Source organism: Parabacteroides sp. TM07-1AC (assembly GCF_003480915.1).
GTDB classification, from domain to species: domain Bacteria; phylum Bacteroidota; class Bacteroidia; order Bacteroidales; family Tannerellaceae; genus Parabacteroides; species Parabacteroides chongii.
In genome coordinates this window covers 551,878-575,382 of record NZ_QUKD01000001.1, presented here as the reverse complement: position 1 = coordinate 575,382, position 23,505 = coordinate 551,878, and the positions used below count along the sequence as shown (strand labels likewise).

18 protein-coding genes are annotated in these 23,505 nt (G+C 46.3%); 7 read left to right on the top strand and 11 right to left on the bottom strand.

Annotation, left to right across the window (positions count from 1 at the left end; genetic code table 11):
• Position 1: 1 nt before the first annotated feature.
• Entirely contained in the window at positions 2-1,654 is a 1,653-nt protein-coding gene (locus DXD68_RS02425; protein ID WP_122360143.1) for an amino acid permease, read from the bottom strand.
• Positions 1,655-1,750: 96 nt separating this feature from the next.
• Positions 1,751-2,476 (bottom strand): SDR family NAD(P)-dependent oxidoreductase, encoded by a 726-nt coding sequence (locus tag DXD68_RS02420; RefSeq protein ID WP_122360142.1) that lies wholly within the window; start codon positions 2,474-2,476, stop codon positions 1,751-1,753.
• A 136-nt stretch (positions 2,477-2,612) separates the two neighbouring features.
• Between DXD68_RS02420 and DXD68_RS02415 the strand changes: the two genes are divergently transcribed.
• The gene (locus tag DXD68_RS02415; protein ID WP_122360503.1) at positions 2,613-3,530 is read left to right on the top strand and encodes a ThuA domain-containing protein; all 918 of its coding nucleotides are present in this window, start codon (positions 2,613-2,615) and stop codon (positions 3,528-3,530) included.
• Between the two features lie 393 nt (positions 3,531-3,923).
• Here DXD68_RS02415 and DXD68_RS02410 read toward each other — a convergent pair whose 3' ends face one another.
• From DXD68_RS02410 to recJ, 4 genes are all read right to left on the bottom strand, one after another.
• Complete coding sequence (locus DXD68_RS02410; protein WP_122360141.1) at positions 3,924-5,183, bottom strand: ABC transporter permease; 1,260 nt, start codon at positions 5,181-5,183, stop codon at positions 3,924-3,926.
• Between the two features lie 8 nt (positions 5,184-5,191).
• Positions 5,192-6,496, bottom strand: coding sequence for an ABC transporter permease (locus DXD68_RS02405; RefSeq protein ID WP_122360140.1), 1,305 nt, complete (start codon positions 6,494-6,496; stop codon positions 5,192-5,194).
• A gap of 66 nt (positions 6,497-6,562) precedes the next feature.
• Entirely contained in the window at positions 6,563-8,518 is a 1,956-nt protein-coding gene (locus DXD68_RS02400; RefSeq protein WP_122360139.1) for an ATP-dependent DNA helicase RecQ, read from the bottom strand.
• 9 nt (positions 8,519-8,527) lie between these two features.
• The gene (gene recJ / locus DXD68_RS02395) at positions 8,528-10,252 is read right to left on the bottom strand and encodes a single-stranded-DNA-specific exonuclease RecJ (RefSeq protein WP_122360138.1); all 1,725 of its coding nucleotides are present in this window, start codon (positions 10,250-10,252) and stop codon (positions 8,528-8,530) included.
• 209 nt (positions 10,253-10,461) lie between these two features.
• Between recJ and DXD68_RS02390 the strand changes: the two genes are divergently transcribed.
• The 6 genes from DXD68_RS02390 (at position 10,462) to DXD68_RS02365 (ending at position 17,211) form a co-directional block, all read left to right on the top strand.
• Positions 10,462-11,022, top strand: a complete 561-nt coding sequence (locus tag DXD68_RS02390; RefSeq protein ID WP_122360137.1) for an L-threonylcarbamoyladenylate synthase — start codon at positions 10,462-10,464, stop codon at positions 11,020-11,022.
• Positions 11,023-11,024: 2 nt separating this feature from the next.
• Positions 11,025-12,425, top strand: a complete 1,401-nt coding sequence (locus tag DXD68_RS02385) for a sugar transferase (protein ID WP_122360136.1) — start codon at positions 11,025-11,027, stop codon at positions 12,423-12,425.
• A gap of 1 nt (position 12,426) precedes the next feature.
• Positions 12,427-14,211: a chloride channel protein gene (locus DXD68_RS02380; RefSeq protein ID WP_122360135.1), complete on the top strand. Its 1,785-nt coding sequence runs from the start codon at positions 12,427-12,429 to the stop codon at positions 14,209-14,211.
• A 4-nt stretch (positions 14,212-14,215) separates the two neighbouring features.
• Positions 14,216-15,190, top strand: coding sequence for a methionyl-tRNA formyltransferase (gene fmt / locus DXD68_RS02375; RefSeq protein WP_122360134.1), 975 nt, complete (start codon positions 14,216-14,218; stop codon positions 15,188-15,190).
• 2 nt (positions 15,191-15,192) lie between these two features.
• On the top strand, positions 15,193-15,564 hold the full coding sequence (locus DXD68_RS02370) for a YbaN family protein (RefSeq protein WP_122360133.1): 372 nt from the start codon (positions 15,193-15,195) through the stop codon (positions 15,562-15,564).
• 96 nt (positions 15,565-15,660) lie between these two features.
• On the top strand, positions 15,661-17,211 hold the full coding sequence (locus DXD68_RS02365; protein ID WP_199715354.1) for an alpha-L-fucosidase: 1,551 nt from the start codon (positions 15,661-15,663) through the stop codon (positions 17,209-17,211).
• A 100-nt stretch (positions 17,212-17,311) separates the two neighbouring features.
• Here the strand turns inward: DXD68_RS02365 and DXD68_RS02360 are convergent, their stop codons facing one another.
• From DXD68_RS02360 to lpdA, 5 genes are all read right to left on the bottom strand, one after another.
• Complete coding sequence (locus DXD68_RS02360; RefSeq protein WP_122360131.1) at positions 17,312-17,854, bottom strand: flavodoxin; 543 nt, start codon at positions 17,852-17,854, stop codon at positions 17,312-17,314.
• Between the two features lie 11 nt (positions 17,855-17,865).
• Positions 17,866-19,896, bottom strand: coding sequence for a thiamine pyrophosphate-dependent enzyme (locus DXD68_RS02355; protein WP_122360130.1), 2,031 nt, complete (start codon positions 19,894-19,896; stop codon positions 17,866-17,868).
• A gap of 18 nt (positions 19,897-19,914) precedes the next feature.
• Positions 19,915-21,291, bottom strand: a complete 1,377-nt coding sequence (locus DXD68_RS02350) for a dihydrolipoamide acetyltransferase family protein (protein WP_122360129.1) — start codon at positions 21,289-21,291, stop codon at positions 19,915-19,917.
• Positions 21,292-21,404: 113 nt separating this feature from the next.
• On the bottom strand, positions 21,405-22,148 hold the full coding sequence (locus tag DXD68_RS02345; RefSeq protein ID WP_122360128.1) for a biotin/lipoate A/B protein ligase family protein: 744 nt from the start codon (positions 22,146-22,148) through the stop codon (positions 21,405-21,407).
• On the bottom strand, positions 22,148-23,497 hold the full coding sequence (lpdA, locus tag DXD68_RS02340) for a dihydrolipoyl dehydrogenase (RefSeq protein WP_122360127.1): 1,350 nt from the start codon (positions 23,495-23,497) through the stop codon (positions 22,148-22,150). Before lpdA ends, DXD68_RS02345 begins: the two co-directional genes overlap by 1 nt.
• Positions 23,498-23,505: the final 8 nt, after the last annotated feature.

Genomic DNA, 23,505 nt, shown 5'->3' with positions numbered 1-23,505 from the left:
CCTACGCTTGTGTCATCCCTTTCCATATCCTGATCATATAGAATGGCAGGTGGGTAAATGCAAAGACAAATGAAATGATCAGCAACACCTTACTCTCATCCCAACCGACCGTCTGCTGATGCCACAACCCGGTGATCACGCATAATACCGATAAGGTTATCCCAATCATATTGAGTGACAGATTTCCTCTGCGATGCTGTTGCATATATTCCAGTTTGCTATGTTTGATACCGTAGCATGCATAGATGTCAAGTCCGATAAGCATCCATAACACGAGGCGGATCCAGGTATCGGCAGGCAGGAAAAGCATCATACAAAGACAGGTGACGATACCTGCAACCGGCACGAACGGTACGAGCGGTGTCTTGAAAGCCCGCTGCACATCCGGCATCGTCTTTCTTACCACCAGTACACCGGCACAAACCAATGTAAAAGCGAACAAGGTACCGATACTGGTCATTTCTCCCGCAACCTGTGCAGGAACGAATGCGGCAAGCAATCCGACCAGCAACATAAACAGAAAATTACTGCGTGCCGGCGTGCGGAATTTCTCATTGATATGCGAGAAGAACGGAGGCAACAACCCGTCGCGGCTCATACTCAGAAATACACGGCTTTGTCCCAATAACGTAACCATGATGACCGAACAGTAACCGAACAGGATAGCCAGTACGATCGCCTTATTCAGCCACGGATAATCCGGCTGTATCACTCCGGCAGCATCCGCATGCCCCATGTGGGAGATCGCTACGGCAACAGGTGCAATGCCTTCCTGCCCGCTGAACTGGCTGTAGTGCGCCACTCCGGTCATCACATGTGCAAAGAGCATGTAAAGGATCGTGCAGACCAGCAGCGAAACAAGAATACCGATAGGCATATCCCGTTTCGGATTTTTAGCTTCCTGCGCAGCAGTCGATACGGCATCGAAGCCGAGGAAGGCAAAGAATACGATAGCAGCTCCACGCAGAACTCCTGAAAATCCATATTCTCCCAAAGTGCCGGTATTGGCCGGAATATAAGGAACGTAATTGTCTGTCTGAATATACTTCCATCCTAAAGCGACAAAGACCAATACAACAGAAACTTTCAGAAATACGATAATCCCGTTGAAGATCGAACTTCCTTCCGTTCCCCGGATCAGGAAAATGCTCATCAGGACAACGATCAGGAAAGCCGGGATATTGACAATACCGCCATCCCACGGACAAGCCGTTAAAGCATGCGGCAGATGAATCCCCAGCCCTTCGAGGAAGACGACCAGATACCGGCTCCAACTGATACTGACCGTTGTCGCCGCTACCGTATATTCAAGAACAAGGTCCCACCCGATAATCCAGGCGATCAGTTCTCCCATAGTGGCGTATGAATAGGTATAGGCACTTCCGGCAACCGGAATCATGGAGGCAAATTCAGCATAACATAGTCCGGCAAAACAGCAGCCAAGTGCAGCGATGGCGAATGATAAGGTGATGGCAGGTCCGGTATATCCGGCAGCAACGGTTCCGGTAATGGAGAATAGTCCGGCTCCGATGATAACCCCTACGCCCAGGGCGACCAGGCTCCAGGGGCCTAATACCCGTTTGAGTGTTTTACTGCCCGATTCGTTGGCTTCCGCCTGCAAGGCGGCTAACGGTTTCTTTATAAATAATCCCATTTTTCAATTTGTTTAAGTAAGGGCACACGCCTGTGTCCCCCTTTTATTTTTGATAATCGGGCACAAAGGTAGAGATTACGGGAAAAATATACAAATTCAATTATGTATGGACAGCCGTTCCCAGATATACTTGGGGATCAGATTCCAAAGAAAGACAATGGCGACATATCGCCAGTCGATTATGACAGTGCGCTTTTTTCGTTTCAAAGCCCGTACAATTCGTTGGGCAACCCGCTCCGGACGCATCAGCAGAGGATATGTATCATTCTTCAGCAAATCTGTTTTAACGAAGCCGGGACGTATATCGGTAAAGTCGATCTGTAGTTTCTCCATCCTTGCCAGTTGTGCCAGGGCATCGATATATGTATTCTGAAAACGTTTGGTAGCCGAATAGGCGGGGGCGGCTCCCAGACCTTTCGTCCCGGCAATGGAACTGATAACGGCCAGATGTCCTTTACCTTCTTCCCGGAAATAATTGAAAGCGGCAGTGACCATGCGGGTAAAGCCGATGGCATTGGTGTTTACCGTAGCCAGTTCGATGTCCGGATGTAATGCCCTGTTCTGGCTGCCGACACCCGTACTGAGAAGGAACAAGTCCATGCCTCCCAACTTTCCGATCAGCCGGTGGAGTTTCTCTACTGCATCCGCCTTGGTGACATCGAGCTCCTGTATTTCTATTTGTCCGGGTGCCTGTTCTTTGAATTTCTCAAGCAGCTCCAGGCGACGTCCTGCTACTCCGACACGCCAACCCAACTGGCGGTATATCTTTGCCACTTCGTAGCCGATGCCGGAAGTTGCCCCGATGATAACAATCCTTTTCACGATTTCTTTTGTTTAAATAATAGAAGAACAAATGTAATTAAAACTTTATTAATTCAAAGTCATGCCTCTTACTTATTGGCATTTGTACAATATTTATTACATTTGCTGCAACAAATCTTTAAACCATATTTATACCATGAAACATTTATTCTTAGGAAAGCTATGGGTTGTGTTGCTCTCCCTTTTCTGTGTGTGCTCGGTATCTGCACGCAAACCTATCAAGACGTTGCTGATCACCGGACAAAACAATCATAATTGGCAGGTTAGCCATGTCGTGTTAAAACAAATACTGGAAAACTCCGGTCGTTTCTCCGTCGATTTTGCCGTGTCGCCTTCACAAGGACAGGATATGTCGGGGTTTGTACTGGATTTTACACCGTACGAATTGGTCGTGCTCGATTATAACGGCGATTCATGGCCGGAAGAAACCAATAAGCGTTTCCTTGAATTTGTACAGAATGGCGGGGGAGTTGTCGTTTATCATGCCGCAGATAATGCCTTTTCCAAATGGCCGGAGTTTAACAGGATATGTGCTTTGGGAGGATGGGAAGGACGTAATGAAGATTCCGGTCCATATGTATACTGGCAGGATGGAAAGCTGGTCAAGGATAGCTCCGCCGGTCCCGGCGGTTCGCATGGCCAGCAGCATGAATATGTATTGAACGGACGTAACAAGGAAAATCCCATCATGAAAGGATTGCCGTTGAAGTGGCGTCATACAAAGGATGAACTGTATGATCGCATGCGTGGTCCGGGCAATATAGGCGATTTGCTTTATACGGCCTATTCGGATAAGGAAACCGGAGGTTCGGGGCGCGAGGAGCCGCTGGTCTTTACCGTTGATTATGGTAATGCGCGTATTTTCCATACCATGCTCGGACATGCCGGTGCTACGGTGGAAGATAATACGGCTATGCAATGTACAGGTTTCCAGGTCTTGTTGCTGCGTGGTGCAGAATGGGCAGCGACAGGAAAAGTCACCCAGAAGGTTCCGAAAGATTTCCCGACTGAGACGCAATGCAGTTACCGGAAAGATTATAAAGAAAAGAAATAAGATAGATATATCATACGAATTTGGCGAAAAACCATTCACCCTTCACCTTTCGGGCATAATATATTGCAATATAGGATATTGGTCGGGTGAACAGTTGGTGAATGGTTTGCAAAAAAGGTGAATGGTTCGATCAAACCATTCACCTTTTTTGCTTTAGCCTATTCAATTTAGTCTTTAAGTAGGCAAGCGGGTAACCTTTAAAAAGCATGCAAGTAACCCGAAAGATATTACCTGATAGCTTTGCGACGATGCTCGTTAAGCTTACCGACGTTGCTCGTTAAGCTTACTGACCTCTGTCGTTAAGGTTGACGGCGGTGGTCGGCAAGTGAAAGGGTAGTATCTTTACTGTTAGTATATAACTACCTTTGAAAGAATACCTCGCTGTCTCGTCCTTTATTCGCTCCGTAGCGTATCTGCCGGGGCTATTCTTGACGACAGGTAAGCCGGATACCAGGCGCCCAATGTAATAAAGAGTGCCATAAGCAGATAAGTTGAAATTAAACCGGTAAAGATGCGGAAGAACGTAACCGGCATGATATTCGTCCCGACAAATTCCAGTTTGGCTATATTAATGCAAATGATAGCGGCAGGGATAGCTACCAGGCTTAACAGCAGCCAGCCTTCGCCGATCATCATTTGTAATATCTGACGGCGTGTGGAACCGATCGCCAGGCGCAGGCCGATTTCCGGTTTCCTGTATTCGTTGCGGAACCAGAAAGTACCGATAATTCCCAGGAAAATATTGAAGACCAGGAATACCATAAAGGCTATCCGGTAGCGGATGGCATCTGTCACTCCGTTGGTAAGATAGAGCCTGTCCCTTAAATCAGCATAAGAGTCCACTTTGGAAAGTACAAAGTTTCCGATATTTATCTGCTCCCTCATATCCCGCTGGAAATTGGAAATGAACTCTTTGGGCCGAAGTCCTGGCTTTGCCCGCAGGCTGATGCCCAGTGATCCGGCGAGTTGCCGCTCGTCCCAATCACTGAATCCGGACGTAGACAACAGAAAATAAGCCGCCCTTTCTTCCCGGCTGTAATCATCCCGTTTTAACGCTCCGCAAACACCTCCTATGCGGAATGAATTGTCATCATTCATGTAAATGGAATGTCCTTTAGCCTGTCCGTCGGGAAAAAGAGTTTCTGCCAGTTTACGGGAAATGACAATATCCTTTTCTGTCAATGCATTTTTTAAGGAAGAGGGTTCTTTTCCGTCTAAAGACCGGACTTTGAATACATCGAAGTAGGAGGGAGTAACCGGCAAATATTGAAATTGGACCATTTCGGAACTGTCCCTTCCCATCCGGTTATCCATGTAACTGGGGTTGTAAGGGCTACTGTCGAGTGTCAGGCAAACATCTTCTACCTGCGGATATTGCCGGATACGTTCGATAATGGATAAATACTGGTCGACAGGCTGTTTTTCTGCGTTTTCATACCGGATGTAATTCGGACTGTTTACAGGAACGGTCGTGAGTCGTATCTGATAAGTATCTTCTATATTATAAGCATTTTCGATCGAATCGGCATACCGGATCGTGGTAAAGTAATCCATAATATACCACACTAAAATGAACACAAGGAACAATTCGGCTACAATCCAGGCATTTTGTCTGCGTTGTTTCCATATGAGTTTTAAGAGATGTTGTATCATAGTTCTTGTTATTTATCGTTTATAGCATCAACAATGGGGCGTCCGAGTGCACGCCAGGCAGGAATAAGGGCAGACATCAGGTTTAAAACCAGGCAGAAGAGCAAGGTATATCCGAAGATGGCCGGATTGATCAGCATACCGGGTGAAAGGTCGATGGAAGCAACCAGGGAAGTTCCGTCCCAGCCATAATTGCCCAGCAGCCATCCTTTCAGAGAACAGATCAAGCCATAGGAAAGAAGTAATCCGATCAGTCCACCTAATAAGGTAAGCAGTAGATTTTCGTATAATATCTGCATAAGCAGTGTCCGGTTCTGAGCACCGAAAGCTTTGCGGATACCCAATTCTTCCATGCGTTTTTTCATGCGTGAAGCAGTCATACCTGTCAAATTGATGGAAGGTACCAGTAACAGCAGAAGCACTACTAATACGAATTGCAGGTAAATCTTCAGATAATCCGGCATGTTGAAAGAGTCTTCTTCGTGTAACCAGGCACGCAGTACCGTGTCCGGCTGGCCATTTAATACGTAGTTGAATTGCGGATTTCCGTCACTGTAACGTTTGCAAAGCTCTTCGGCTTCCTGCCGGATGGCATCGAAGTCACCCGGCTCTTTTGCCAGAATGCACACGATCATATGGCCTAAAAGATAATTGCACCATTTACTACCCTGTATCTGTTCGGGGCGGTTGGTGAAGGGTATCCACATCTCGGCATAACAGTATTTTGTTATGGAAGAGACATCTTCTACTACACCGGACACCTGGTATTCTTCAAAATTTAACAGGAATGTTTTACCGGTTGCATCGGATGTATTGAATAGCCGGCGGGCCAGTGATTCACTGACGACTGCTTTTTTGATTCCCGATGTGAATTCTTCCTCCGTATAAGGTTTTCCCGACAGGAATTTGAATTGGAAGACTTTCCAGAAGGCAACGTCTGTCCCCATCACAAGCCCGTTGTAGACATCGTTGTTTCCTTGAACCTGTATAAATTCTATCTGTTCTCCGATCGGAAGGATGGCGGTGACGGCTTCCGGTTTTTGCAAGGGATAAAAACATTCTTTGATGGTCGGGTAGGACAGTTTGCTGCTTCCGTTTCCCTGCCCTTTTTCTTTGTTAAGTATTTTACCATGCTGTATGATCATCATCCGGTCGCGGTTACTTTCCGGCGTAATATTCCCTGTGCGGAAATAATATAAGATAGCCAGTACCATAACCATTGTAATGGCCAGGCCGGTACCGGTTATATATACGATGCTGAAAAACTTGTTTTGCCTCAGCATCTGCATTGCCTGCCTGAAATAGACTTTATACATAGGAACTTTGTTATTGTTGTTTGATTTTCATAATAGCAAAGTCTGTGCCATAAAGGTAAATGATTGTTATTCAGTTCTCGACTGCGTTTCGTTGTGTTCGTTATCGGACATAGTGTTCGTTTTCGTAAGGCTTACTATTCCGTCTTCCAGCGAAAAGCGTTCATCATGTTCAGCCAGGAAACGAATGGCGGTGATCAGCTTGTCGGAAGGAAAAGGTAAATTCTCCGTCAGACTTTTGGCTTCTGCCGGACCGTCCGCCAGTGCTTTCAGCAAAGCGTCGCGTATGGCATTGAATGTATGATTGTTCAGACCGGAATCGTTTTTAGCCAGGCAGACGTCACAACAACCACAGTCAGAAGGATCCTTTTCCCCGAAGTAGGAAATCAGCATCCGGCTCCGGCAGATCCGGTCTTCGTTGATATATTCCATGACCCGGTTGATTCGGCTTTCGAAACGTTCTTTACGCTCTTCATAGGCCGAACGGGGGATGGAGAGGTATTTAAGCTCTTCGCGGGTCCGGGTATAAATGATAAGAGGCGTTTTCTTATGAGGAATATAATTTACGATCCTGTATTTGGACAGGCCGATCAATACATCGTAGATTTCCTGCTGGCTTAAACCGGTCCGGGTAGAGATCAATCCTTCATTAATATATACGTAATCCGAAAATAGTCCGGTATAGGAACGGAGGATACATTGTATCACCTCGTCCGTTTTCTTATCCTGATGCAGATACTTGTAAAGTTCGTCGCGCGTAGCCGTAAATACAAGGCGTGAAGCATTCTCTTGTTCTTCCGTGTACTCTATGTAGCCCGCCAGTTCCAGTATCTTCAAGGCATGGTGTGCCTGTAAATGCGAAAACTTATAGGCCGTACAGAAATCGACGAGTGAGAAATCGTGTACCGTATCCAGTCCGAAGCCCATCGCTATCTGATAATAATTGCCCAGGGCTTCATAGACCCGGCAGATAAAATCCCTGTCCGGAAACTCGTCCGCCAGTCGTTTCTTTAGTTTCGTACAATCTATATTGGAGCATAACGCAACGGCATAAGCCCTCTGTTCATCACGTCCGGCACGTCCGGCTTCCTGGTAATATTCCTCCAGCGATCCGGGCATATCCAAATGAACCACCAGGCGTACATCCGGCTTGTCGATACCCATACCGAATGCATTGGTCGATACGATTACCCGGCATTCGTTGTTCTTCCAACGGCTTTGACGCAGGTTCTTTTCATCCCGGTTGAGTCCGGCATGGAAGAAGTCTGCTGAAATACCCGCCTGTTGGAGCATGACTGCCACTTCCTTGGTCCGTTTCCGGTTACGTACATACACGATAGCCGTTCCGGGCACTTTTCCCAAAATATAGACCAGTGAGTTTAGTTTATCCTCGGTCTGCCGTACGATGTACGAGAGGTTTTTCCGTACGAAACTCTTCTTGAATACATTTTTCTCCTTGAAATGCAGCCGTTCCTGAATGTCGTTGACCACTTCCGGAGTGGCTGTGGCTGTCAGGGCGAGTACCGGTACCCCGGGAAGTTCCTCACGGATATCGGCAATGCTCAGATAGGAGGGACGGAAGTCATATCCCCATTGCGAGATACAATGACTTTCGTCGATGACCAGCAGGTTGACGTTCATCGCCTGCAGCTTGCTCTTGAATATATCGGTCCCTAACCGTTCGGGAGAAACATACAGGAATTTGTAATCGCCGAAGATACAGTTCTCCAGTTGGGCGATGATCTCCTGTCGTGTCATTCCTGAATAGACGGCAGTCGCTTTGATTCCCAGTCTGCGGAGATTGTCGACCTGGTCTTTCATCAAAGCGATCAAAGGGGTCACGACAATGCATATTCCCTCCATGACCAATGCCGGCACCTGGAAGGTAATCGACTTGCCTCCCCCAGTCGGCATCAGCCCGAGTGTATCTTTTCCCTCACAAACGGAGTGAATAATATCTTCCTGCAAAGGGCGAAAAGCAGGGTATCCCCAATACTTTTCTAATATCTTATGGTAGACGTCCACCGGTTTCCTTCATATGTCATCGACCTTTATGTCTTTAATCATGAGCTGCAAGGTCGTGTTACCGTTATATGTATTTTCTTCGATCGTGTAGCAGATATTGAAAGGTTTCATACCTTTAATATGTGTGCTGTGCTGATGCATTCCGAATGCGATACCGTGGATCGGCGTGTTCGACTTGTCGTCTATCAGTTCCAGTTTGATGTGTTCCAGTTCCTTTCCGACCAGTTTGCTTGTCCCGTAATCTTTTACGTTCAGCGAGCAGAACACCGGTTTTTGGTTGTCCGGACCGAAAGGATTCATTTTCTTTAGTTCACTCATGAACTTGGCATTGATATCTTTCAGATCCAAAATCGCATCGATATCGATTTGCGGAGTCATCTGTTCCGGAATAATTTCGTCGGCAGCCAATTTCAGGAAACGTTCGGTAAAAGCATCCAGGTTTTCCTCTCTCAGGGAAAGGCCGGCAGCATAGGTGTGTCCTCCGAAGTTTTCCAACAGGTCGCGGCAGTTCTCGATCGCCTTGTAAATATCGAAACCTGTGACCGAGCGGGCGGAACCGGTAATCAGTTCGGACGATTTGGTCAGTACGACTGCCGGACGGTAATATTTCTCCGTCAGGCGGGAAGCGACGATGCCGATCACGCCTTTATGCCATCCGCGGTTGTAAACGACAATCGCTTTCCGGTCCTCCATATTGGCAAATTCATCGATGATGGCATTCGCTTCGTCGGTTATCTTCTTATCCAGCTCCCGGCGTTCGTCGTTGTATTGATTGATGTTTTCGCTCTTTTCACGCGCCGATTCCACATCCTTTGCCAGTAACAGTTCGACTGCTTCCTTTCCGTTCATCATTCGTCCGGACGCATTGATGCGAGGACCGATCTTGAAAACGATGTCGCTGATGGTTATATCTTTTCCGGTCAGTCCGCAGATGTCGATGATACCTTTCAGTCCCAGGCTCGGGTTACTGTTCAGCTGTTTTAGTCCATAATAGGCCAGGATACGGTTTTCACCGGTGATAGGCACGATGTCGGAAGCAATGCTGACGGCTGTCAGTTCCAGCAGTTTTTCCAGTTCCGAGAACGGGAAGTTATTGCTTTTGGCAAATGCCTGCATAAATTTAAAGCCTACGCCGCAACCCGACAGATGCTCATAGGGATAGATGGAATCCACCCGTTTGGCATCCAGTACAGCCACGGCATCCGGCAGTGTATCATCCGGCATATGGTGGTCGCAGATGATAAAGTCGATACCTTTGCCTTTGGCATATTCGATCTTTTCGATAGCCTTGATTCCGCAATCGAGTGAAATAATTAATGAGACTCCGTTGTCGGAGGCATAATCGATCCCCTTGTAAGAAATGCCGTATCCTTCATCATAACGGTCCGGGATATAATAATCCAGGGATGAAGAATAAGGTCTCAGGTACTTGTAGACAAGCGATACGGCTGTTGTACCGTCCACGTCATAATCGCCGTAGATCAGAATCTTTTCTTTATTCCCCAAGGCTCTGTTCAACCGCTTTACCGCCTTATCCATATCCGGCATAAGGAACGGATCGTGCAGGTCGTTCAGGTTGGGTTTAAAGAATTTTCTGGCCTCTTCAGCCGTCGTGATCCCTCTCTGAACAAGCAGCAGGCAGATGATCGGGCTGAAGCCGATTTCGGCTGCCAGTGCATCTCTCTTACGTAATTCTTCTTCTGTAGGGGTTTGAAAATTCCATTTGTTAATCATTATATATTGTTTTTTTCTTTTTCCTTATCGCAGATAATGTGTCGATTGAATCACATTATCATCGAGGGTGAATACCCTTCTTCTTTTGAACCCGTAAAGTTAGAAATTAAAATGGAGAATATCGATGAATATGGCATATAATTATTTCCCCGTTTATATAGTTAGTTGGAAAATAAACCTGTATATTTGTCACAATATTTTAAAAAACAATGACGGAAGATATAAAAAAAGCCTGTGAGGTGATGCAGGCGGGAGGGATAATTCTTTATCCTACAGATACTATCTGGGGAATTGGTTGCGATGCGACCGATGAGAAAGCCGTACAGCGTGTGTACGACCTAAAGAGAAGAGCTGACAATAAGGCTATGCTGGTCCTGATGGATAGCTCGGCCAAACTAAATATGTATGTGAATGATATTCCGGATATAGCCTGGGATCTGATCGAAGTGGCGGATAAACCGCTGACTATCATTTATTCCAATGCAAAGAATCTGGCTGAAAACCTGTTGGCAGACGACGGAAGTGTCGGCATACGTATAACCAATGAAGAGTTTTCACGTCGGTTATGCGAACGTTTCCGCAAGCCGTTGGTCTCGACTTCAGCCAATGTGAGCGGAGATCCTTCTCCTGCTAATTTCTCTGAAGTGTCCGAGGTGATAAAGGATGGCGTCGACTACATCGTTTCTTATCGTCAGGATGATATGGGCAAGGCACAACCGTCGAACATTCTTAAACTGGGTGCCGGAGGTCTTATTCAGGTGATCAGGTAATAATGAAAAGAAACAGACAGGCAGTAAAATACATCGTATCGGATTTTGTATCGGCGGCGGTCGTCTGGTTTTTATTCAACTGGCTGCGTTTTGAAGAGATGGCCATGTATGAGGTGGCTACTTCTTTTACTAACTATCTGACCTACATACAGGTCTTGAAAGGACAGTTGTTCGTACCATTCTTCTGGCTGATATTGTATTATTTTTCAGGTTACTACAACAAACCGCTGGGTAAGTCGAGGCTGACGGAGTTATTCTCCACGTTCGTGACTGTGTTGATCGGAGTGGTTTTTATATTTTTCGTGGTGGTGCTGAATGACTTGCCCCGTTCTTTTCATATTTATTATGAGCTGTTCTTTGCTCTTTTGGGATTACAGTTTTTTATGACTTATATTCCCCGTCTGATAATCACACAAAGCGGTTTGCGAAAGATCAAGAGCCGGGAGTGGGCGATGAATGTCCTGATTATCGGAGCCGGAGCGAGGGCTGCCCGTATTGCCGGCGATCTTTACCGGTTGGGATTTCATATTTCCGGGTTCATACCCGAAGATGAAGTAACGCCGCTGTCGGTGAAAAAAGAAGAGGTGGTCGGGACGTTATCTGATTTGGCATCGGTTATAGCAGACAAGAATATCGACGAACTGGTGTTGGCGGCTGAAACGGACGATGACAAGAAACAGCTTACCATTCTTTATTCGCTTTATTATTATGGTTTGCCGATAAAGGTTTTGGCGGATAAGCTAAGTATGTTGTCGCAGGTGAAGATAAAGACGATCCGGGGTATTCCTTTGGTGAATGTGACGGAAAATAATCTATCGGCAGTTGAAAAGAATATCAAGTATGTGATGGATAAAGTTTTATCTGCGTTGGTACTGGTGCTGCTCTCGCCGATGTATCTTTATATAGCCTGGCGGGTGAAGAAGGATTCGCCCGGACCGGTGTTTTTCCGGCAGGAACGGATCGGGTATATGGGAAAGCCCTTTTATATCTATAAATTCCGGACGATGTATATCGACGCGGAGGATAAAGGCCCTCTGCTTGCTTCGGAGAAGGATAAAAGGATCACTCCTTTCGGTCATGTTCTGAGGAAATATAGGTTAGACGAGTTTCCGCAGTTTTGGAATGTGCTGAAAGGGGATATGTCGATTGTCGGCCCGCGGCCTGAGAGAAAGTTTTTTATCGATCAAATCGTGAAAAAAGCGCCTTATTATTATTTGTTGCATAATGTAAGACCGGGTATCACTTCGTTGGGAATGGTGAAATATGGCTATGCCAATGATGTCGATAAGATGATAGAGCGTTTAAAGTATGATGTATTATATTATGAAAATATGTCGTTGGTACTGGATATAACCATATTGATTTTTACAGTGCGGACGGTGTTTACTGGTAAAGGTATTTGAAATGGCAAAAGAAGGTTTATTTTACAGGTTCCTGTTATGGAGGGACAAGCATATAAAAGAAAAGCATTTTATTCTGGTGATCAGTTTTCTGGTCGGTATCTGTACGGCTGCGTCTGCGATCATCCTGAAACAATTGATCCATCTGATACAACATCTTCTTACCGGCAATTTCGATGTAAGCGGGGTGAACTACCTGTATCTGCTTTATCCGGTGATCGGTATTTTGCTGGCGGGTTTGTTCGTGAAATACATTGTACGCGACGATATCAGTCATGGGGTGACAAAGATCCTGTATGCCATTTCGCAGCGCAAGAGCCGCATCAAGCCTCATAATACCTGGACTTCCATTGTGGCGAGTTCGGTTACGATCGGTTTTGGCGGATCAGTAGGAGCGGAGGCCCCGATCGTATTGACGGGAGCTGCTATCGGTTCTAACCTGGGGCGTTTGTTCCGTATGGAGCAGAAGACATTGATGCTGTTGGTCGGTTGCGGGGCAGCCGGTGCGATTGCCGGTATTTTTAAGGCGCCGATTGCCGGACTGGTCTTTGTGATCGAGGTGTTGTTGCTCGACCTGACCATGACATCGGTATTGCCTTTGCTGATTTCATCGGTGACGGCGGCTACGGTCTCCTATATCTTTACAGGTACGGAAGCTATGTTTAAATTCTCGCAGACTGAAGTATTTGAGATTGAACGTATACCGTATGTGTTGTTACTGGGTGTTTTCTGCGGATTGGTTTCTTTGTACTTTACACGGGTGATGAACCGGGTAGAAGGAATGTACCGCAAACTGGGCGTTTACTGGAAGAAGTTCCTGCTGGGCGGTGTTATGCTGAGTGTGCTTATCTTCCTGTTCCCGCCGCTGTATGGTGAAGGTTACGATACGATCGGTTCGCTGCTGAACGGGCAGTTCTCGCATATTATGGACAAGAGTTTGTTTTATAACCTGAATGATACCTATTGGGGGATTCTTGTATTCCTGTTCCTGATCCTGCTGACAAAAGTGTTCGCATCGAGTGCGACCAATGCCGGTGGCGGTTGTGGTGGTATATTTGCACCTAGCTTGTATTTGGGTTGTATCTCCGGATTTCTTTTTGCACATGCTTCCAATTACTTTCCCTTCACCATGTATATTTCTGAGAAGAACTTTGCTCTGTTGGGAATGGCAGGAATCATGTCGGGGGTTATGCATGCTCCGCTTACGGGTGTGTTCCTGATTGCGGAACTTACCGGTGGATACGATCTTTTCCTTCCGTTGATGATCGTTTCCATCAGTTCGTATCTGACTATTCTGATGTTTGAACCTCATAGTATCTATTCAATGCGTCTGGCTCAGAAAGGGGAGCTGCTTACGCACCATAAGGACCGTGCCGTTCTGACTTTGCTGAATACGGACAGTGTGATTGAAAAAGATTTCCAGACCGTTTCACCGGAAATGTCGTTGGGTGATATGGTGAAAGTCATTGCGAAATGCGGACGAAATATTTTCCCGGTGATCGATGAAAAGGGTGTTTTATTAGGAGTCGTGCTATTGGATAATATCCGCAACATTATGTTCCGTCCGGAGTTATATAACAGGTTTCATGTATCCAAGTTTATGGTGTCGGCTCCGGCAAAGATACAGATCGGGACACCGATGGAGCAGATCATGGGTATCTTTGACGATACGAAAGCATGGAACTTGCCGGTTGTGGATGAAGAAGGACGCTATGTCGGCTTTATGTCGAAATCAAAGATATTTAATTCATACCGCGAAGTATTGGTAGAAAACTTTTCAGGAGATTAAAAAAATGGAAAAAAAAGAGTTACGGATTGTATATATGGGCACTCCCAATTTCGCTGTGGAGAGCCTGCGTGCCTTGGTGGAAGGCGGATATAATGTAGTAGGAGTGATAACAATGCCGGATAAACCGGTAGGGCGTCATGGAAGTGTTTTACAGGCAAGTCCGGTGAAGGAATATGCTTTGTCACAGAATCTCCCGGTGTTGCAACCGGAGAAGCTGAAGGATGAAACGTTCCTGGATGAACTGCGTGCGCTGAAGGCCGATTTGCAGATAGTGGTTGCTTTTCGTATGTTGCCGGAAGTGGTGTGGGATATGCCACGCTTCGGAACATTCAATCTGCATGCATCTTTGTTGCCTCAATATCGTGGTGCAGCTCCGATCAATTGGGCTGTTATTAACGGGGATACTGAAACGGGAGTTACAACATTCTTCCTTACACATGAAATCGATACTGGAAAAATTATCCGTCAGAAACATCTTCCGATAGCCGATACCGATAATGTGGGAACGGTACATGATGCACTGATGGCAATAGGCGCAGGGTTGGTTACGGAGACGGTCGATCTGTTGCTGGCCGGTAAAGTCGATGCCATTCCTCAGGAAGAGTTTATTAAAGATGTCATCGAGTTACGTCCTGCTCCCAAGATATTTAAAGACACCTGCCGTATCGATTGGAATCAGCCGTCAAAGAGAATCTATGATTTTATCCGTGGTTTGTCTCCGTATCCTGCGGCCTGGACGGAGCTGGTAGCTTCGGATGGAAGTCGTCAGGCTTTAAAAGTCTATCAGGCCGAAAAGCGTCCTGCTTCTCATAACCAGGCCATTGGTGTTATTCTTACAGATGCGAAGAGTTATATCGATATCGCCGTGGAGGATGGTTATATCCGTCTTTTGGATCTTCAACTGGCTGGTAAGAAACGAATGGGAGTAAAAGACTTCCTGAACGGAAACAGACAAATCGGAAATTATACCATAAAATAAGAATGGGAGAAACCAGACGAATTATCTATATCATCCTGGGTTCTTTCTTCCTGATACTAGGAGCAATCGGCATATTTGTCCCATTGCTCCCGACTACTCCTTTCTGGTTATTGACCTGTTGGTTTTATATCCGCAGTTCGGAGAAGTTATACAACCGGGCGATGAGTAATCGCTATTTCGGCTCTTATATCAGAAACTACATGGTTGACAAAGCTATTCCTTTACAATCGAAGCTTATCTCTATTTCTGTTATGTGGCTTTCTGCCATATTGACTTCTCTCTTTCTGATCGAATATCTCTGGGTGAAAGTGCTGCTGATATTGATTAGCATTGGGGTAACCTGGCATATCCTGTCATTCCCTACCAAGAAATAAACGTAAGATTCTACAATGATCGCTCCTGATTGTACAATAAATATATGGGGCAGAATATCTATTTTTGCTCTTACAAAATTCTAATCGTAACATATCATGAAAAAGATCGTAAGGCATCTGTCTGCCATGTTCATATTATGGGGCTTGGCTTTCTGCTCTTTATTATCCTGTGGAAATAAACAGAAAGAAATATATGTAACTTCCTGTTTGTTTCCGGAAGGTGTTTCTGTCGATGAAAAGGCGCGTTTGGCTGCCCATGTCGTACCTTCCGACCGTCAATTGGCATGGCAGCAGATGGAGTTTACCTGTTTCATCTGTTATGGTGTAAATACTTTTACCGATAAAGAGTGGGGAACGGGGAAAGAAGATCCGTCCGTTTTCAATCCGACAGAACTGGATGCCCGGCAATGGGCACGGACGGCGAAAGAGGCTGGGATGAAAATGATCCTGCTGACCTGCAAACATCATGATGGCTTCTGTCTATGGCCTTCGGCTTATACCGATTTCTCGGTGGCATCTACTCCCTGGAAAGATGGAAAAGGCGACCTGGTCCGTGAAGTGGCTGATGCTTGTAAGGAATATGGTCTGAAGTTTGCCGTTTATCTCTCTCCCTGGGACATGAATCATCCGGATTATGGGACGGAGCAATATAATGATTACTTTGTTAACCAGCTGACCGAACTATTGACGCAATATGGTCGTGTTGATGAAGTCTGGTTTGACGGTGCCTGTGGTGAAGGACCGAACGGGAAAAAGCAGGAATATGATTTCATGCGTTATTATGAACTGATCCGCCGCTTGCAACCTCTGGCTGTTATTGCTGTTATGGGACCGGATGTGAGATGGGTAGGAACGGAGAGCGGCTACGGACGTGATACGGAGTGGAGTGTATTGCCGGCGGCAATATCCAGTTTGACGGCTATCGCGGAATCTTCCCAACAGGAAGCCGGTAGCGGTACTTTCTTGCCGGAAGGAGATAAGATGGCACAGGATTTGGGAAGCCGCACTTTATTGGCTGATGCGAAAGGTGTGATCTGGTACCCTTCCGAGGTAGATGTTTCGGTCCGTCCGGGCTGGTATTACCATGCGTCGGAAGATACGTCGGTGAAGACTCCTCAAAAGTTGATCGATATCTATTACAGTTCGGTAGGGAAAAACTCGTTGCTGCTATTGAACCTGCCTCCGGACAAGCGGGGATTGATCCATGAGAATGATTACGCCTCTTTAATGAATATGAAGCGAATATTGGGAAAGACATTTGAAAAGAATCTGTTGGAGAATGCTGTTTCGTCTGTCGGTGAAATCGGTGATTTGACGGATGGCAGGTTGGAAACTTATTGGCAAGGTTCCGGAAAAACAAATACGATAGAAATATCCTTTGAAGGAGAGCAGGAGTTCGACCGTCTTCTTTTGCAGGAAAATATCACGGAAGGTCAGCGGATCGAAGAGTTTGTATTAGAATGCCGGGTGGATACTGAGTGGATACCGGTAGCAGAAGGAACAACTGTCGGGTATAAGCGGATTCTACGATTTGATCCGGTACGTTGTAGTGAAGCACGTATTGTAATCAAAGAATCGAGGGATATCCCTCAAATATCGGAAATAGGTTTTTATAAGGCATCGGAGGAAGAAACGGCTAAGGAATAAACCATCCTTTCGTGGTATCGGAATGCCGGGGTTCCCGATACCACGAAAGGATGGTTACTGATGCTGCAACTAAGCTGGTTACCCTGCCTGCTTATTTGATTTAGCAATTGAACGAATTATCTGTTGAGAGTGATTCACTTTCAAATTCATGTTTTACTTGATCAACCCAATGCTTGATCCGTTCATCTGTCTTTTCGGGCTGGTTTTCGATGTCCAGTACCAATCCCACAAACTTTCCTTTTTTTACTGCTTGGGATTGATTGAAGCGATATCCTTCCGTAGAGGTTTGACCTATCACTATTGCTCCCCGTTCAGCAAAAGCTTCTGCCAGATAGCCGATCGCATCGACGAAATTATCCGGGTATTTAACCTGGTCTCCCAGGCCAAAGACGGCTACCTTTTTTCCTTTCAGGTCAGCAGAGGTTACTATCGGCATTATTTCATCCCAATACGTGGGTAGTTCTCCGTCAAACCAGGTTGACGAACCCGCAATGATATAATCGTATGTCTCGAAATCGCTCTCTCCTGAGTTTTCAACCGGGATAATATCGATCTGAACATCATGGAATGCATCTTTTATCTTTTGAGCAACTGCTGCCGTCTTTGCAGTAGACGAACCATAAAATAATCCAATCTTTTTCATATTTCATTCTATTAATAATCCAACAATTCTTTAGCAGCGTTATAAATTTTCTCCTCATTGGGAAGGATAGCCTTCTCGAGTATCGGATTGAATCCGACGGGGGTAAAGATCGAACCGACACGCTGTATCGGGGCATCCAGATATTGGAACAACTCGGCACCGATCATACTGGCAATTTCAGCTCCAAAACCGGAGAACACTTTGTCTTCATGTACGATCAGTACTTTACTGGTCTTTTTAACAGATTCAAAAATAGTCTCTTTATCCAACGGAATAAGCGAACGGAGATCGATCACTTCGACATTCCTGTTATGCTCTTTCTGTAACCGTTCGGCAACATTCAGGCAGAGATGAGTGGTATTACCATATGTAATAATACTCATATCGTCGCCTGCCCGGCGGATGCGTGCCTTGCCGAATGGGACTTCAAAATCATCGGGAACGACGGCAGATGCTTCAACTGCATTATATAAAGCTTTCGGTTCGAGAAACAGGGTGAAGCCTTTCGACCGCATGCTCGTCCGGAGTAAACCAGCAGCATCATCGGCAAAAGAAGGGTAGACGATCCGTGCACCGGGCAACGTAGTCAGCGCCCCTTCGATAGTCTGGGAGTGATATAAACCTCCTCCGATATAACCTCCGGAAGCCAGACGAAGCGTGATGTTGGGAGTGAACCGTCCGTAACTTCTCCAGTATTCGTGGGTACATTCCACATACTGTTCTACTGCGGGCCAAAAGTAATCGGCAAATTCGGCCCCTTCTATTACAACATGGATTTTAGGATCGAAGCGGCACATGCCATTAGCCGTACCAACGATATAGTCTTCGGCAATCGGGGCATTGAAGACACGGGCATCGCCGAACTCTTGCTGCATTCCTTTTGAGATATTGAAAACGCCGCCTTTCTCTTTGTTGGCAATATCCTGTCCCCAGATGAACGTGTCCGGGTTGTGACGGAATTCTGCTTTCAGTGTTTTGTTGATGGCGGTGACCAATGTTTCTTTTTCTCCGTTTTCATCGTGTATGCCGTCCGTATATTTGGTAGGGATATAAGGCTCGGGCAAAACAAAGTCAGTGACTGTGGCAGGATCCGGATCGGGTGCGGCCAATGCTTTCCGGTTGGCTGCGCTCAGGTCTTTCTTTGCTTTGTCTTCTATCTCCTTCAGTTCTTCTTCCGTAAATCGTTTGTAACGGAGAAGCATACGGCGGAATTTGTACAAAGGGTCGGCTGCCTTTACATAGTTCAGCTCGTTTTCATCGCGGTATAAAGTATGTTTATCCGAATTGGAATGGGAACCGATACGGACGCAGTTTGCCTGTACGATTACCGGTGTACGGTTCAGGGCATATTCTTTTGCTTCCGTCATGGCATTCATGGAGTCGAATACGTCCTTACCGTTACAATGGATAATCTTCAGGTTTTTGAAACCGGAGAAGTTGTCGGCCACCTTTCGGTTAGCTGTCTGATCCTCCTTCGGAACAGAAATGCCGTACCCGTTGTCCTGAATAACAAAGATAACCGGCAGGCGTTCCGTGCTGGCACCGTTTATCGCTTCATACACGAAACCTTCGGAAGTGGCGGATTCACCGTGTGAAGTGATAGCAACTCCTTTGTGTTTGTAGTAAACCATCGCACGTCCGACACCAGCCGCATGCAGGTCGTGTGTACCTGTTGCGGAAGAGATATTTTCTATGTTCCACTCCGTTTTGGCGAAGTGGTTCGACATATGCCGTCCGGCACCAGTCAGGTCGGTCGCCTTAGAGATGCCGTTCAGAATAATTTCTTCAGGAGTCATTCCGGCCGATAATACCGTGAGCATGTCCCGGTAATAGGGGAACAGGAAATCTTCTCCCTTTTTGAAAACCTGCCCGATCGCAAGTTGAATCCCGTCATGTCCGGCGTATGGAGCATGATATGACCAACCTAACGATTGTAGCAGGTAGGCAGGGGCCTTTTCGTCGAGAGCCCGGCCAAGTGTCATCAGATAGAACCACTTTTTCAGGGTTTCTTTATCCGTAGTCTTTATATCGTACTTTTTCATGTTTGAGTAATTTAATTATTAAAGATTCCAGTTTTCCAAATAATCGGCAATGTAGCGCAGGAAAGCACCGCCCAAAGCACCGTTGATAAGACGATGGTCGTATGACAGGGACAGATACATCTTATGGCGTATTCCGATCGTATCGCCTTCCGGTGTTTCAATGACAGCCGGTTTCTTTTCTATATAACCGACACCCAGGATGGCTACCTGCGGTTGATTGATGATCGGAGTGGCAAACAGGTTCTTGAATGTACCGAAGTTAGTGATCGTGAAAGTTCCTCCTTGTATATCATCCGGCGCAAGTTTATTGGCACGTGCTTTATTGGCCAGAGAATCGATGGCAACGGCAAGGCCGTTCAGATTCAGCTTGTCGGCATCACGTACGACCGGGACAATCAGGTTGCCGTCATCCAGTGAAACTGCTATTCCTACATTGATATGCTTTTTCAGAATGATCTGATAGCCGTTGACAGAGGCGTTAACCTGCGGAAATTCGGCTAGAGCTTTAGCTGTCGCTTCCGTGATGGCCGGCATATAGGTCAGACTGATGCCTTCGCGTTTCCGGAATGCATCTTTTGTGCGGGAGCGCCATTGAACCAGTTTGGTTACATCTACTTCCACAACCGTTGTGACATGAGGTGAGACGTTCTTCGACATGACCATATGATCAGCAATGATCCGGCCGACACGATCCATCTCGACTATTTTGTCCTCGCCGTTTGCCGATATGGGTATTGACGGAGCAGAAGCCGGAGCGGATGGGGCAGAAGTAACCGGAGTTGCAGAAGCTGCTTTGCTTTGTGGAGCAGGTTCCGGTTTGCTGGCTGGTACTGCCTGTGAGGGCTGCTGCGCTTGCGTTCCCGAAGCGGTATTTTTCTTTCCGGAGAGGTAATCTTTCATATCTTTTTTGCTCAAACGTCCCATGTAACCTGTTCCGGGAATCTGATCCAGTTCCTCTTGCGACAGATTGGCTTCGCGGGCCATTTGGAGTACGACAGGCGAATACCATCTCCCGTCTTCTTTGGCAGCCTGCGCTTTAGGCACCGGTCCTGAAGATATCGTGTTGCTATTCCCGGCAGGAGCAGCGGCTGTCGTTCCTTTTTCAACTTTTTGTTCTGAAGCTTTGTGATCGGGTGCATCCTCTTCTTCCGAACCTTCCAGCAGGATTACTGCGACTGTTGTACCTACTGCAACCGTATCACCTTCCTGGAATAATATTTCAAGTACTTTTCCGGCAACGGGGGAAGGTATTTCCGCACTGACCTTTGCCGTACTTACTTCGAAAAGTACATCGTCTTCTTTGATGAGATCACCTGTTTTTACAGACCAGGAAATAATGGTTCCTTCTGTAATACTTTCGCCCAGTTTGGGCATTTTTATTTCGAATGTAGCCATAGTATAATTAATTTATTTCTTTTTGTTATCGCCGGATAAATAAATCGACCGTGAATATTTCGGTCTGTTCTATTGTTATAATGGAACAAGGAAGAGATATGGAAAGTTCTATATTACAGGGCGTAAGTATTGAATATCCAGTTTTCGTCAGCATATTTTTTATTCCTTAACAACCGAATCTCCTCCAGGTCCTGGTCCGTGAATTCGTATAGTCGGAAGGTTGTGCTGCGCGCAGAGAAATAAGTCAGCAAAGACTGCTTGAATTTGTCGATGGTGATGGGGACAGGCAGTTTGCCGCACAGATTGGTCACCGGACTTTTTACCGACGGAACGAAATAGGGACGGGCTGCCGTATCATGTCCGGTGGTATATTCTGTCGATGGGTGAAGCACATGTTCGAGCGTTTCTAGATCGGTGGAAAACAAAAGAGTGGCATGGTGCAGCATCCTCCGTTTATGGATGGCTTGTGCGCTACCGGATACTTTCAGACCGTCGATAGTCAAGCCCTGTCTTTCGTCGGAGCAGGCATGCAAACCGTAAGTCTCCAGGAAATCTATGATGCTGTTGGTAAATCCGGTCGGGCGGATCTGACTGCTGTTTTCGATAAAAGAAAGGTTCAGATTGCCCATGTCGTGATATACGGCACCTCCGCCGGAGTAACGGCGCGCCAGTTTGATTTGCTTTTGTCCGGCATATTCAAGATCTGCTTCCGCCCATATATTTTGATATTTACCGATAACGACGGCCGGTTCATTCTGCCATAACATGAAAATGTCTTCAGAGAAATTCTTCAGAAGATACTCTTCTGCTGCCAGATTGAACCAGGCGTCTGTATGAGAGTTATGAATGCAGAGCATTACATATATAAACTTTCGTGAATGACTTCCCCGACTGTCGGATGGGGAAAGATATTCTTTTTGAACTCTTCCGTCGTGAAACCGTTTTCGATAGCGATACCGGCTGTAATAATGATTTCGGAAGCCGGGTTTCCCAGCAGTTGGCAACCGATGATACGGTCGTCCGTATCGGTGATCAGTTTGCATAAGCCGGTGATTCCTTCGTTCTCTGCCATAAAACGGCCGGAATAGGTCATCGGTATCTTTACTACATTATATATATTGCCGGCAGCCAGCAACTCTTCCTCCGTTTTCCCGACACTGGCGACTTCCGGATTGGTGTAAACGACAGCCGGAATCGCATTATAACTTATCTGGTCGTCATGTCCCAGCAAATGATTGATAGCAACTTCCGCTTCCCTGTATGCTGTATGGGCCAGCATGGAGAAACCGGTGACGTCTCCGCAGGCATAGACATTGGGGTGGGAGGTTTGCATGTATTCATTTACTTTTACGTCGTTCCGCAAGAGTTCGATGCCGATGGTTTCAAGACCCAGATTCGCTGTATTGGCTTTTCGTCCGACACTGACCAGTATTTTATCTGCTTCGATCGTTTCCGTCTTTCCGTCTTTTTCAACGATCACGCTGTCGGAAGTGACTTCAATAACCTTGGTTTCAAGAAAGAACACAACACCTTTTTTAGTGTATTCTGCCCGGAGCATGGCGGATATTTCCTTATCCATCGCACCGAGTATTTCGGGCATCATCTCAATGACTTTCACTTTTACACCCATGCTGTGAAAAAAGGATGCGAATTCCATGCCGATCACTCCGCCGCCGATAATGGCGACCGAACGGGGTAGTTCTTTTATGTCCAGAGCTTCTCTCGATGTCCAGTAGGCAATATCCGACAGTCCTTTTATCGGTGGAATGACGGTTTCCGAACCGGTACAGAGCAAAATGTTTTTTACCGCAAATACTTCTTCACCGCATTGGATCAGGATGTATCCCTCTTCTTCTCCGCGGATCAAGGCTTCACCCTGCACGATTGTTACACCGTTCCCGTTCAATTTGGCTTTCACGCCCAGTGTCAGTTTCTTTACGGTCTTATTTTTTCGTGCGATGATCTTGCCGAGGTCGAACCCCGGATTATCATCTGCCTGTATTCCATATTTGGAGGCACTCTTTATGCTATCCAGTATTTTTGCTGAATATAATAATGTCTTGGTAGGAATACAACCTTCGTTCAGGCAGACTCCGCCAATGGCATTCTTTTCAAAGAGTATTGTTTTTAATCCATTCTCGGCGGCCCGTTCACCGGCTGTATAGCCGGCGGGTCCTCCTCCGATAATGGCTATGTCATATTTCATAACCTTTC

Coding starts and splice junctions, on each gene's coding strand:
- DXD68_RS02425 (WP_122360143.1), bottom strand. CDS start 1,654: ATGGGATTATTTATAAAGAAACCGTTAGCCGCCTTGCAGGCGGAAGCC.
- DXD68_RS02415 (WP_122360503.1), top strand. CDS start 2,613: ATGAAACATTTATTCTTAGGAAAGCTATGGGTTGTGTTGCTCTCCCTT.
- DXD68_RS02410 (WP_122360141.1), bottom strand. CDS start 5,183: ATGATACAACATCTCTTAAAACTCATATGGAAACAACGCAGACAAAAT.
- DXD68_RS02405 (WP_122360140.1), bottom strand. CDS start 6,496: ATGTATAAAGTCTATTTCAGGCAGGCAATGCAGATGCTGAGGCAAAAC.
- recJ (WP_122360138.1), bottom strand. CDS start 10,252: ATGATTAACAAATGGAATTTTCAAACCCCTACAGAAGAAGAATTACGT.
- DXD68_RS02390 (WP_122360137.1), top strand. CDS start 10,462: ATGACGGAAGATATAAAAAAAGCCTGTGAGGTGATGCAGGCGGGAGGG.
- DXD68_RS02385 (WP_122360136.1), top strand. CDS start 11,025: ATGAAAAGAAACAGACAGGCAGTAAAATACATCGTATCGGATTTTGTA.
- DXD68_RS02380 (WP_122360135.1), top strand. CDS start 12,427: ATGGCAAAAGAAGGTTTATTTTACAGGTTCCTGTTATGGAGGGACAAG.
- fmt (WP_122360134.1), top strand. CDS start 14,216: ATGGAAAAAAAAGAGTTACGGATTGTATATATGGGCACTCCCAATTTC.
- DXD68_RS02370 (WP_122360133.1), top strand. CDS start 15,193: ATGGGAGAAACCAGACGAATTATCTATATCATCCTGGGTTCTTTCTTC.
- DXD68_RS02365 (WP_199715354.1), top strand. CDS start 15,661: ATGAAAAAGATCGTAAGGCATCTGTCTGCCATGTTCATATTATGGGGC.
- DXD68_RS02360 (WP_122360131.1), bottom strand. CDS start 17,854: ATGAAAAAGATTGGATTATTTTATGGTTCGTCTACTGCAAAGACGGCA.
- DXD68_RS02355 (WP_122360130.1), bottom strand. CDS start 19,896: ATGAAAAAGTACGATATAAAGACTACGGATAAAGAAACCCTGAAAAAG.
- DXD68_RS02350 (WP_122360129.1), bottom strand. CDS start 21,291: ATGGCTACATTCGAAATAAAAATGCCCAAACTGGGCGAAAGTATTACA.
- DXD68_RS02345 (WP_122360128.1), bottom strand. CDS start 22,148: ATGCTCTGCATTCATAACTCTCATACAGACGCCTGGTTCAATCTGGCA.
- lpdA (WP_122360127.1), bottom strand. CDS start 23,497: ATGAAATATGACATAGCCATTATCGGAGGAGGACCCGCCGGCTATACA.